The sequence below is a fragment of the Rhodopirellula sp. UBA1907 genome (assembly GCF_002337565.1).
Taxonomy (GTDB): Bacteria; Planctomycetota; Planctomycetia; order Pirellulales; family Pirellulaceae; genus Rhodopirellula; species Rhodopirellula europaea.
This window is the reverse complement of sequence record NZ_DDGH01000089.1, coordinates 41,673-55,509: the sequence shown is the minus strand read 5'-3', so window position 1 is coordinate 55,509 and position 13,837 is coordinate 41,673. Positions and strand designations below refer to the sequence as shown.

Genomic DNA, 13,837 nt, shown 5'->3' with positions numbered 1-13,837 from the left:
ACGATGTCCCAAGCATTCAATTCAACCACCGAACCATCCTTCTCTGGCAATCCATCGCCGACAGAGTTTGACGCGCAAACAGTCGACCTCATGTCGATCTCGCCAGAATTGCGTTCAGACCTGACTGTTGTCCGACACTTCTATCGCGGCTGCCCGTGTTATGTGATTGATGATCCAGCGAGCGGTCGGAACCATCGTTTGGGTGAATCAGAATACTCCTTCGCAACCGCAATGAACGGCAGACGAACGGTGGAGCAAGCGGTGGCGGTCGTCGCTCAACGCTTCGGACCAGAGGCTCTCAGCGACGATGAAGCCCTCGGGCTATTGGGCTGGTTGGTGGATACCGGGTTGCTGCACAGCCGGACGCGGCAGGGCCAACACGGTGAGTCAGAATCACAAAACAAGTTGGATCTCAATCGCCGTTCGCTCACTGTCGGAACATTGTTTCAACGTTTTCGCTTTGGGAATCCTGATCGCTACATCGCCGCAATCACGCAGCGGCTTTCACAACCGATCCTGGTGCTACTCGCGATCGCATCGGCACTCTGTCTTTTCACCGGCGCAACGCTATTCGCGGGTCATTTGGACGCATTGGAACGAACCGTTCGCCAAGCCGTTGTGAGTGATCGCCTGTTGTCCTTGATGTTCACCTTTGCTGGTTTGAAAGTCCTTCACGAATTCGGTCATGCGCTGGCGTGTCGCTTGTTCGGATGCGCCGTCCGCGGTTGCGGAATCGTGATGATTCTCTTTGTTCCAATGCCTTACGTGGATGTATCGTCGGTTTCACTTTTGACATCGAAGTGGAAACGCATTGCGGTTTCGTTGGCTGGAGTGTTCTTCGAATTGATGATCGCTTCCGTCGCGATGATCGTCTTTGCATCCACGAACGATCCATTGCTTCGATTGCAATGCGTCGACGTGATGGTTGCAGCTGCAATCACCAGCTTCGCATTCAACCTGAACCCGTTGATGCGCTTTGACGGCTACTACGCGATGGCTGATGGACTGGAAATCCCAAACTTGGCCACCCAAGGATCCCGCGCGGCGCGAGCCATCCTAGGGAGAGTTTTGACGGGAAAGGCAATCGGTCCCAACCAAATCGCCAACCCGAAAGGATGGATCATTGGGCACGGCATCCTGTCCGGATTGTGGAGGGTATTCATCACTGTCACCTTGCTGATTGCAGCTTCCACCATGTTTTCGGGATGGGGACTCCTTCTAGTTTTCGCGGTCGCCTTCGGTTGGGCACAAAAACATCTTTCACTACTACTGAGCCACTTGATGGATCCAACGAAAGGAATCGCCATGCATCTCAGCACCAAACGCGTGGCGGCCATGGTCGCAGGAGTAGTTGGATTGGGGATATTCGCTTTGTTCGTTCCAATTGCCCGTTCCAAGCAACTTCCCACCAGCATACGATTGGCAGACACGCAGTCGATTCGGTGTGCTGAATCTGGATTTGTTGCGGAGGTCATGGTACGCGTTGGTGATCAGGTTCAAAAAGGTGACCCGTTATGCCAACTGACCAGCCCTGAACTGGAATCGGAATTGGCAATTGTCCAATCCAACCTCCGGTTATCCGCAAGCCACCTTCGTCGTCTTCATAGCCGTGGCGACATCGCAGGTTTCCAAGCAGAAACGGCGAATGAACAATCTCTTCGACGCCGCCTCGATTCCGTTCGTCAGCAACTGGATTCGCTGTTGATCGTCGCACCGCAAGCTGGACAGATCGTCGAAGGCAACCTTGATGACTTGGAAGGTCGCTTCCTACGTCGCGGCGAAGCCGTTTGCACGATGGGCGACAATGAATCCGCCCATATTGTCGCGTTGCTACCCGCTGACCAATCGTTGCACTGGGAAACAAACTCGGTCCATCGGGCGAGGCTGTGGGTTGAAGGCCAACCCAGTCATCCAATGGACATCGCTTTGCAACTCGACTCAATGCAAGCAAGCGATCGGGTCGAGTTCACTGAGCTTGCTGCTTCCGTGGGCGGACCGCTTCCAGTTTATGCCGGTGATGAGTCCGGCGGACCGCGCTGGGTGAACCCTCAACTCAAATTGACAGCGACACTCGCTCTAGACTCGGTTGATTCCGCCAAACCGCAATTAGCGCCTGGCCAAGTTGCGGTATGCCGCATCCAAATGCCGAAGCAACCCATCGCGATGACGCTCCGCGATTGGTGGTTCTATGAAGCCGCGAACTAGTGGATTCACCCACTCAAGATGAACATGAAATAGTCGGATTTTCAAACCGACTGTTTCGGTTGGGACCTTCTGTACACCCATACGACATTCTCTTTCCTGAGCAAGAAGTTGTTTCGATACTGAGTGAAGTTGAATGTCATTGCCAAGGATGCCCAATTCTACGACTCGGCCTTTGCCCGTTTTCGTCCCCTTCTCTACTCAAGGATGTGTCGTGAGCCCGCTGCCTCCCAACTGCGACTCGATGACTCCCATGACGATGAACCGACGATCTATTTCTCATACTCAGTCGCTATCCAAATTTTTTCTCGCCTTCATTGCTGCCATCGTGCTCACCGGAGCCGGGCGCTACGGCTGGTCGCAATCCCCGGCCGCAAGTTTCGACGATCTGCAAGCGGTCGCGAGAGGCGTATCGTTGGACGCTCCTATACCTGAAACATTTGCCTTTGATCACGGATGGTGGACACCACACGTTGGGTCCGCCTTGCAAGATCAAGATCTGCCGCAGGCCATCACGCTGGAACAAACCATCGTCGAAGCGTTGCAGCATTCAGAGCAGATCAAAGTATTCAGTGAGCTACCCCTGATTCGCGAAACAGCGGTCATTGAAGCGAGCTCGGCGTTTGACTGGAATCACTTCATGGATACCCGTTGGGATGACGTGAGCGAACCGATTGGCAATTCCTTGACCGCAGGTGCCGGTGCGACTCGATTCAACGATCACAATTGGACCGGACGAACCGGACTGCGCCGTCGGACTGTTTCCGGCGGAACGTTTGACGTGTCTCAACAATTTGGATTCCAAGACAACAACTCACAGTTTTTTGTACCTGATCCACAGGGAACTGCTCGCTTAGTGCTTGGATTCACTCAGCCACTCATGCGAGGACGAGGGAAGGTTTACAACAAAAGTCTCATTGTCCTGGCTCAGATTGACAAGAATGCCGCCAAGGATGAATTCCGGCGTCAGACGGAATCTCATTTGTTGGAAGTCACCCGCGCTTATTGGGCATTGTACTTGGAACGAGCTGCCTATTTCCAACGCATCAACCTCTATCTACGTGGCAAACAGATCCTGGATCGATTGGAAGCTCGCAGTAGCCTTGATGCAGCGGACGTTCAAGTCGCTGCCGCTCGCGCCGCCGTCGCATCGCGACAATCCGATCTCGTCCGCGCGAAAGCCGCGGTCGCAAATGCGCAAGCTCGTCTTCGAAGCCTCGTGAATTCACCGACATTGGTTGACGTTGAGGTTCTGCCATCGGATGTGCCAACCCTCGAACTCAGCCAGTTCAACTTGGACGAGAGTGTTGCCATTGCGTTTCAACGCCGTCCCGAAGTCTTGCAAGCCATCAAGCAAAACAAAGCTGCGTGCGTTCGACTCAACATGTCTCGCAACGAGTTGATGCCGGTATTGAACCTTGTGACACAGACCTATCTGTCTGGTTTGGAAGACCAAGGTGATTCGCTGGCAGCATTTTCACGCCAATTTGATACCGGTTCACCTTCGTACGGAATTGGGCTTGTCTACGAACGACCGGTAGGAAACCGTGCCGCAAAGGCTCGACTGCGACGACGTAGACTCGAACTTCGCCAGATCGAGCACCAATACGCGACCACGCTGGAAAACATTCGCTATGAAGTGGCGGTGGGAGTCAACGAGCTTCGCACCTCGCTCCAAGAGCTTTCCACAAAGTCACAAGCGCTGGCTTCTCGGCAACGCCAACTCGAGGCTCTTCAGTTGCGTTGGACCCAGCTTCCGCCTCGTCAAAATGGTGCTGCACTGGCGTTGCAAGATCTTTTGGAGACACAAGCGACGGTCGCGAACGCCGAGTACGAATACCTCTCCGCCCAGCTGACTTACAACTTGGCATTGGTCAATCTTAAGAAAGTCACCGGCACGCTGCTAAGTTCAGAGAACATCAATCTCCAGCGGTATTGCGAGTGCAATTTACCATCGCAACAGTACTCCAAGGACTTCTCTCTCGGCATGATTTACGGTGACGAACCAAGTTCGCCGATGGTCGAAGCTTCAGCGTCACCTCGCGTGACTTCGCATGCAGTTTCTGCGTACGGTGACCCTGTGCCGGGCTCGCCAGTGCATGTTTCGCCAATTCGAAACGCTTCATCTGAGTTCACGCCTCAACAACCGTGAGCAGGACTATCAGCATCGAAGCAGGTCGGCAGGAGTCTTTCGGCATTTGAACGGTGTTGGCAAACGCCAATGCTCCCACGTACAACCGAGGCTAACGCCCAAACGGCTCACATGGTTGTGCCCGAACATTTCTGACGATCTGATTGGCCTCGAAACCTTCTGCAAGCCGCTGATCACAATGCGGCCTCGTCCGACTGCTGCGATGCAACGCGTCACGGTATCGACTTCCTTCGCCCCTTCTTGCGATTTCGCGGGCGAAGCAAGCAAAACGATCATCTTCGCCAGTCGGTCGGGTCGTGAGGGTTGTATGTCTCACGAATCGCACAATTTTCAGCCGTGAGAAGTGAGCGGTGAGAATGCGAAACATACAATCAGCACAACCTGTTCATTTTAACTTCGGGATTGCACCAATGCGAAGCTGTATTCGCACATTTGGGCAGCCTTTGAGGCCGGGCGCGGCAAGCTTGTGACAGAAGTTCACCTGAATCCCTGTTTACCGACTGGGACTCGTCACACGTAGCTGGTTGTTCTGATGAAACGTTTTCAAACGCAGTCCATTCGCCTCTATCAAACCCTTGAAGAACGCATCCTGTTTGATGCCGCCGTTCCGATGGAAGCTCCGTCGGAATCCAATCAAGCGGAATCAGCCGAGCAAGCCGACTCGGCCTCACTTGAAACGAATGAATCGTCCGATGCGGCAACATCGAGCGACGATCAGTCAATCGAACAGCGTCGTGAATTGGTGATCATCGACCCAGCAGTCGAAGACTATGAAGAGCTGATTGACGACCTCACCAACCGCGATGAAGAAGACCGTCTCTTTGAAGTGTTTCTCTTGGATGGTGAGGAAAGTGGCTTCGAACAACTCAGCGCGTTGCTAGCCGATCGGCAGGACCTTGACGCGATTCATGTGGTCTCTCACGGCGAACAAGGTGCCTTTCGACTGGGAAGTGATTGGGTTGACGCCGACAGTTTGTACGCCAACGCGGGAAGCGTCTCTGCCTGGGGCGACGCAATCTCCATCAATGGCGATATCCTGCTCTACGGATGCGATGTTGCCGGTTCAGTCGAAGGTGAAGAGTTGGTCGAGCAGTTGGCTGCGTTGACCGCCGCTGATGTTGCCGCCAGCGATGACGATACGGGTGCCAGCCATCGCCAAGCTGACTGGGAATTGGAGCGGCACCACGGGGAAATCGAAACGGAAATTGCCTTCAGCGAACAAGCCCAACAATCCTACTCACATCGATTGGCGGCAGGCCCACAAGTCACTTTGCCAGCCGGTTCCACCGATGCTCAATTGGGTGAAACCGTCAATTTCAACGTTTCATTCGAGAACACCGGCAGTGATGTTGGATACGGGCCAACAGTCGACTTAATCTTCCCGGCTGCGGGAGCTGACGGTGACGATGGCGTCTCGTTTGCGTCGGCGACCTATCTGGGCAATGCGGTTAACTCCGTTGTCACCACGTTCGGGAACGATTCCAACGGATTCGGAGTCGTCGAACATCCGTTCTTCAAAATAGCTCAGAACGAAACGCAAGCGATCACGATCGATCCTGCCACGACGGGCGGAACGTTCACACTTAGCTTCGGTGGACAAACCACATCTGACCTCGCATTCGATGCGGACGCGGCGACAGTACAAGCGGCCTTGGAATCACTCAGCAGTGTTTCGCCTGGCGAAGTCAACGTCACCGGCTCAATGAGCGACGGCTATGTGCTAGTCGAGTTTATCGGCGCCCAATCTCAAGTGGATGTGGGTGACATCACCGTTGACAGCGTCAATCTGATTGGCGGAGCGGCCGCTGCGTTGACTGTCAACGACGGATCCAGCACCGCCACCAAACAACGTTTGTTTGGCCGAGCGGGCGACGAATTGGTGACCTTGGAATTGCCGTTTGGTTCGTTTGCACCCGGGCAGCCTGCCGCTTCGATTTCAGTCACCGGCAACGTGAGCGAAAACGCCGACTTGGGTGAAGAACTGGTCATCGGCTCTCGAAGTGCGTTTCGCTTTGGCGAAGATCCAGTCGACAACCCTGATGCGGACGCCGTACTGCTCAGCGACGACCAAGTCGATGTCAGCGGTGCCTCAGGTGCCAGCAGTCGATGGAGCGAAACAACGAGTTTGAACCCCACGCTGATTTCTCTGCAAAAGACATTCAACGGATCAGAAAACGAAACCGCCACCGGTCCGAGCTATGAGCATCAATATCAGATCCGGGTGGATATCGCGGATGGGCAAACCATCACAGATCTCGATGTCATCGATTCATTGCCTGACAACATCGTGGTCACTGGCATTGATTCAGTCACAGTCAACGGTTCCAACGCCGCCTACACGGACAACCTGGGGAGTCTGTCTGGCCCCGGCACATCGCAAGAGTTGATCGTGAGCCTCGACAATGATGTGACGGGCACCAGCTCCACCGGTGATGTTGTGGTGACGTTCAGCTTCTATGTCTCAGAGTTCGACGGGAACTCCGATCGAGTCATTCCAATCGATGGGGAGGACGACACAACGTCCGCCCCAGACTCGCGATCGATCAACAACGCGAGAGCAGAAGGAACCTGGACACCAACCGACGGCCGTGATGATCCGTCTGCCGCAGTCTCAGATCCTGCAGGCCCTGAACACACCTTGGACAACAAAGCAATCGCAATTCAAAAGTCGGTTGCCGTCATCAACGATGTTGGGTCCGTGGGAGCAACCCCCGGCGACACATTGGAATACACCTTGGAATTCCAAATCAGTGACTACTACACGTTCGGTGATTTACAAATCACGGACCTCTTCGAAGATGGCCAGTTGTTTGACTTTGGCTACGGAGCAACCTTTGACATCACCGACATGAACGGAAATGTCACAGGAAGCTTCACCGTTCGAGATTCCATCGACGCCGATAGCGGTGAGACATTGGTGGTCGATCAAACCAAAATCGATCGAACCGATGATGGTGCTGAGGATGGCCTGTCGGACGGCACGACGACTTTGAACTTCGATCTGTCGCAAGTCCTGATCGACAATGGTGCTACCGATGGAATTCTCCAGGGTGGATTGACGGACGGTGACACCAACCAAGGTTCCGCAACCGGTACGATTCGCTTCCGCACCATCATTCAAGATGAGTACGCCGACACATTCCCGTCTGGTGACCGAAGTGTTGACCAAGGCGACATCATCACCAACTCCAGCTTGACGATATCCGGATCAGTTCGAGAAAACGCCGAAGACGATGACCCGGGCGATGGATTCGCACCGATGGAAAGAGAGCTGCACACCGAGTCGGACACGTCCTCGGCCTCGATCCAAATCCAAGGCGGAACGCTAGAGAAGACGATCTACGCGATCAACGGAAGCACCAGCCTTCCGACCAATCCGGAAACCGGCAAAGTCATTTTGGTCGCCGGTGATGTGGTGACCTATCGAATCAACTATTCGTTGGCCTCGGCTGACTTTGAGAACCTTGTCATCACGGACTTTCTTCCGCTGCCCATTTTCAATGCGACGGACCATGACGCGGACGGAGCGGACAATGCGGGTGGGACCTACGGCTGGACAGTCGACGTAGGAAATTCTTTTGACGCAACTCCACCGGGATCCGGTGTGATCGAATTTGGCGGCAACGATTCGTTTTACAACAGCAACGGTCCCAACTCGAACATCACCCCAACGATTGTTGTCGACCCAGGAACCAATGCCCTCTCTTTGGACTTCGGTAGCTACGACGATCCGAACTCATTGCCGTCGGACATTGAGCTCTATCTTTCCATCACAGCGAGCGATTTGCCTACAGCCGATGGATTGTTTTTGACGAACCAAGTCCGCGCATCGGAAGGAACAACGCAACAAGACTCGACCGTATTGGACGAAATTGTCCAAGTGGAAATGACACAACCTTTGTTGCAGATCCAGAAGGGCGTGGTCGCAACTGACAATGCCAACGCCAACATCACTGGTGACATTGGACCGGTCACGTTCGGCTCGGTGGGTTCAGGTGGGACATTCACCGGCACTCTGAACAGCGATGGCTTGGAAACAACTCCGGTCAATGCCAACATCGATAATTTGGAAGCGGGCGATCGGATTCGCTACGCAATCGTGATCGAAAACTATGGGTCATCCTATCGCGGAGCCCACGATGTCACGGTCAATGATCAACTGCCACCTGGATTCACCTTTGTCGGCGGCTCCATGCGGGTGGTTGATGGCACGGGAGCGGATCACACCTTCACAGATGTCAGCGGTGTAAATCCAGGTTTGTTTGGCGATGGGATCATTATTGACGACCCTGGACCAACTCCCAACTCATCCGGTGCTGATGCGGGATCAATCGATGGTGACGATCCCACCAACGGACGCAATATTCTGGTGATCCTGTATGACGTGGAGGTGTCCGATGCGACTACGATCAACGAAACACACACAAACAACGCCGAGATTACCCACTACGCCTCGAAAGAGGGCGGCCAAAACCATGCGGCAGGTTTGACAGAAACCGCCGATGCAGCGACGCGAAACTTTGATGGCACCAAGACCATTGTTTCGACAGACCAAGCACACACGACGTCGGAGAGTGGCGTCGAACGCATCACCATTGGCGAGACAATTCGCTATCGAATTCAAGTAGAAATCCCACAAGGAAGCCTGGACGACTTTGTCATTCGCGATCTTTTGCCGACCGGACTGACGTACTTGAATGACGGAAACGCCAACGTCGCATTCATCAGCGACGGTGGCCTTTCATCGGACACCATTTCCGGAGCCGGTTTGGACTCCACCAACTCATCCTTCACGCCCACATTCGCGTTGCCTGACAACGCTGTTTCCACTTCGACCAGCGGCAACGACGACGCCTACGCAAGCGGGACCGACGTCTACTTCAAGCTTGGCAATTTGACCAACTCGGACACCGATGCCAACGCAGAATTTGTGGTCATTGAATTCGATGCCCTAGTCGACAATACCAGCTCAGGAAGCAATGACAGCGGCGACAATCGGCACAACGATTTCCGCGTCCAATCCGGAAACACCACTCAGTTCGATCTTCCCAATGGCGACCGTCCACAAGCCCGTATTGTCGAACCATCGCTGACTCAACCAACCATCACATCCGATGTTCCCAATGTCGATGCAGGAGACACGGTCGAGTACACGGTGAACTTCGCCGTCAATAGCGGCATCAACCAATCGGACGCCTTCGATGTGGTGCTGACAACGGCATTGCCGGACAATTTCACCTATGGATCCATTGGAACGATTCTGATCGATGGTGTAGCTGTCAACTCGGGCGATGCTGGTTACCCAACAATCAGTCAAAGCGGGTCCTCTCTGAGTGTCTCCTTTGACCGACTCAATGAAGGCCAAACGGTTCAGATTAAGTACGACGGAACGGTCGATGGCACCATCACTCCCGATGACACACTGACGACCGACGCCACGCTGACCTGGACATCCCTTGAAACGGACACCGGATCGGGATCGCCCACTGGCGAACGTGACGGCAGCGACACCACTGGGCAACCCAACGACTACTACCAAGCAGACTCGCAGGACGTGAACGTGGTCACGACTTGGGACATCACCAAAACGTTGGTGGGAACCGAAATCGTTTCCGGCGGCAACGGCGCCAACCAAGGGGTGATCGGTGAGTTGGTGACCTATCGGTTGGTCATCGACTTTCCGGAGGCCACCGTGCCGCAATCAGTCATCACGGATCAATTGGACGCCGGGCTAGCGTTTGTGAATGTCATCAGCACGAGCGACAGTGGCATCACATACAGCGGTTCACTGACGCCGGTCATCACGAATGACGGCCAGACCATCACTTTTGACTTGGGGACCGTCACCGACAGTGACACGAGCGATGGCAATGGTGGTCAACTGACGATCGAATACCAAGCCGTCGTTCTCAATACGTCTGGTAACCAGGCCGCGACCGCACTGGACAATGTTGCAACTTACACCTGGGGCGATAACGCCGCCAACGATGTCACCGATGATGCGGTCGATGTGACGGTGGTTGAACCAGAGATCACGTTGGACCAGAGCATTTCGATCGCCGGCAACGCGGGACAAACCACCGGCGATGCGGGAGACGCGGTGAGCTACACAATCGAGCTCACCAACGACAGTGGTCTCGACGCATTCGACCTGGGTTTCCTCGATGAGTTGCCAAAGAACGGTGCCGCATCAGCGCTCACGGGTGTGACTTTTTCCGTGACTGACACGGCAGGTTTGGTGTCAGCGGGTGACTTCACACTCACAGGTTCAGACGGCACCGGATATTCGCTGGAATACACCGGCGCAGATTGGGACATGCTCGCGTCACAAGTCGGGCGGACCGTGACCATCACCGTCAACGGAACGGTGGCCTCTTCAGTCACTCCCAACGCAGACTTCGAAAACGATCCGACCGTCGACTGGTCGTCATTGAACGGCGACGTTCAGAACCGGAGCACCCACAACGTCGCCAGCGACGAACGCGTGGGAACCAACTCCAGCGACAACACGGCGGATTACCTTAGTGGCGATTCGATCTCGTTTGTGGTCAATCCTCCCGCTTTCACAAAGGCGCTCGAATCAACCAACCAAACCGAGACCATCGGTTCGAATGTCACGATCGGCGAAGAAGTGACCTATCGCTTGCAAGTGACGATGCCTGAGGGAGAGTCACCCGATTTGACCGTCGTGGATCAGCTTCCGACCGGACTGCAATATGTTTCTTACTCGCTGGACACCAGCGGTTTCAACGGCACGGTCAACGCGCCAACCGTTTCCGGTGGAACGACCGACGGCGAGGATGTCACTTTCACCTTTGGTTCTATCAGCACAGCAGTCGACAACAACGCCGGAAACAATTCGTTCAGTATTCTGGTCACCGCAGTCGTCACGGACAATCCTGGAACAACAGGTTACACCGGATCTCAATCAACGCTCTCAAACGTCGCCACGATCGATGTTTCGGGAGATGGTGTGGCCGCCGCACCATCGAACTCGGTGGATGTCACGGTGGTCGAATCCAACTTGACAATCAGCAAGTCAATCGATCTCGCTAACGTCAACGCTCGGGATCAAGTCACCATCACATTGGAAGTCGAAAACGATGGGCCGCACGCTGCCTATGAAGTTGATTTGCAAGACATTCTGGATCCGGCCGTCTATGACATTTCAACGGTTAGTTTCACCTCCACTGAATCTGGATTCGCCGCAACCAACACGACCGGAACCATCACCTACACCGGTGGCGACATTGCCTCGGGAGCAACTGCGAGCTTCGAGTTCACCGTTCGAATTCACGACGATGTGATCGTTGGCGAAGACTACACCAACACAGCCCGCATCACCTCCGCGACAACCCTCGATGGAAACGAATCGGGTGAGCGAAACGAAACCGATGCCGACGGCGACAACAGCGACGTAGACACCGATGACATCCATGTTCGCGAGCATTCACTCGATGGATTCGTCTACTTTGATGCCGACAACGATGGTGTCTTGGATGGAACAGAAAATGGAATCGATGGCGTCACCGTGACATTGACCGGGACAGACCACTTGGGACGAGCGATCACGGCTCGGACGTTCACAACCGGTGACGGCGCCAACCCGGACGGTTTTTATCTCTTCGATGATCTGCGTCCTGGTACCTACACAATCACGCAAACCCAACCAACCACCGCGGCCAACGGCAAGGCTTACCTTGACGGTACCGACACGCTCGGCACGGGTGGAGGAAACGACTCAACCAATGACACATTCACCACCATCGTGCTTTCGACCGCGAACGAAAACGGTGGATCGGACTACAACTTCGGCGAACTAGAAGAAGGCGAACTCTCTGGAATCGTTTATCACGACGCCAACAGCAACGGAATCTTTGATGCTGGTGACAGCGGCATCAATGGCGTAACGGTCACATTGACTGGCACAGACGACAACGGTGCAATCACTCCCATCGTGGTGGTAACAAGCGGTGGCGGACTCTACGCGTTTGATGCTCTGCGACCAGGCGACTACACGATCACCGAAACGCAACCCGCTTTCAACGCACCGTCGGGACGAGCCTATGCCGATCGATCGGAAACCGATGGATCGTTGTCCAATGGAGACATCAGCACCAACGATCAGATCCAAAGCATCAACGTAGCCGGCGGTGACACCGGAACGGACTATCGCTTTGGGGAAGTCATCGAGTCAACTGTATCGGGGTATGTCTTCACAGACCAAAACAACGACGGCAATCGCTCGGATGGAATTGGCATCCAATCTCAATCCATCCGCATCACCGGCACTGACGATTTGGGCAATGCGGTGGATGAGACGGTGACGACCGATGCCAATGGTTTCTACCAGTTCACCGGCCTGCGTCCTTCTAACGCAACGGGCTACACCATCACTCAAGTCAGCCAACCCGCCGGTCGCCTCGATGGGATCGACACAGTGGGTACTCAAGGCGGAACGCTTGGCAACGACCAGTTCACTGAAGTCGTCATCACCAGCGACACCGCCGGTAGCGAGAACAATTTCGCAGAACTTCGCCCCAATTCGTTGGAGGGTTTCGTATACAACGACCGCGACGACGACGGCGTGAAAGACACTGGCGAGGAAGGGATTGCATTGGTTTCCATGCGATTGACCGGCACCGACGATCGCGGGAACGATATCGACATCACCGTCCAAACGGACAGCAATGGACGATACGAATTCACAAACTTGCGTCCTTCCAACGTGACCGGCTACACGATCACACAGTCGCAACCGGCCACTTGGAACGACGGCAAACACGCGGACGGCAGTTTATCCAACGGTGACGACAGCACGGACAATGTCATATCCGGAATCGATGTCGTCGAGAATGACTTGGGAACGGAGTACAACTTCGGTGAACGTGGAGCCACCATCGCGGGCACGGTCTACATGGACGACAACCGCGACGGCACCCAGCAAGCAGGCGAAACGACCGGCATTGAAACCATTCGCATCGAGTTGTACGACAGCACCGGCACCAATCTGCTGGAATTCACCACCACTGATGCCAATGGAAACTACACCTTTGAAAACCTGGCCGCCGATGACTACGTGGTTCGTCAAGTCCAACCTCGCTACTACACCAGCACCAGTGCGGACGAACTGAACGTCACCTTGCCTTTGACCGGTTCCGTCGATCAGGACTTTGGCGAAACACAGTTTGAAATCGGTGGCGTTGTTTACTGGGACGCGAACAACAACGGGTCCAATGATGCTGGTAGCGAAACCGGATTACCAGGAGTCACCGTCACTTTGCAAATGGACCACGACGGCGACGGAACGTACGAAGAAGACTTCGTCACCACGACGGACTCGGATGGCGTCTATGAATTCGCTGAAAAACCGGGCGCGGACTATCGAATTGTCGTGACCCCGTTGGCTGGAACCACACAGACTGACGATCCAGACGCATCGCTCGACGACCAATCTTCTTTCACCGTCGGATTGGCCAATCT

At 54.5% G+C, this 13,837-nt stretch carries 3 protein-coding genes; all 3 read left to right on the top strand.

The annotated features are described in order from the left end of the window. The first annotated feature begins 3 nt into the window (after positions 1-3). Positions 4-2,205, top strand: a complete 2,202-nt coding sequence (locus tag B2R17_RS19485) for a biotin/lipoyl-binding protein (RefSeq protein ID WP_286765281.1) — start codon at positions 4-6, stop codon at positions 2,203-2,205. A 256-nt stretch (positions 2,206-2,461) separates the two neighbouring features. Continuing rightward, positions 2,462-4,354, top strand: a complete 1,893-nt coding sequence (locus B2R17_RS19480; protein ID WP_286765280.1) for a TolC family protein — start codon at positions 2,462-2,464, stop codon at positions 4,352-4,354. A gap of 532 nt (positions 4,355-4,886) precedes the next feature. Beyond that, positions 4,887-13,837: SdrD B-like domain-containing protein (locus B2R17_RS19475; RefSeq protein ID WP_286765279.1), on the top strand; the 8,951-nt coding region annotated here is incomplete at its 3' end.

Bases quoted from the DNA above. Each gene is read 5' to 3' on its own strand.
- B2R17_RS19485 (WP_286765281.1), top strand. From the start codon at position 4: ATGTCCCAAGCATTCAATTCAACCACCGAACCATCCTTCTCTGGCAAT.
- B2R17_RS19480 (WP_286765280.1), top strand. From the start codon at position 2,462: ATGAACCGACGATCTATTTCTCATACTCAGTCGCTATCCAAATTTTTT.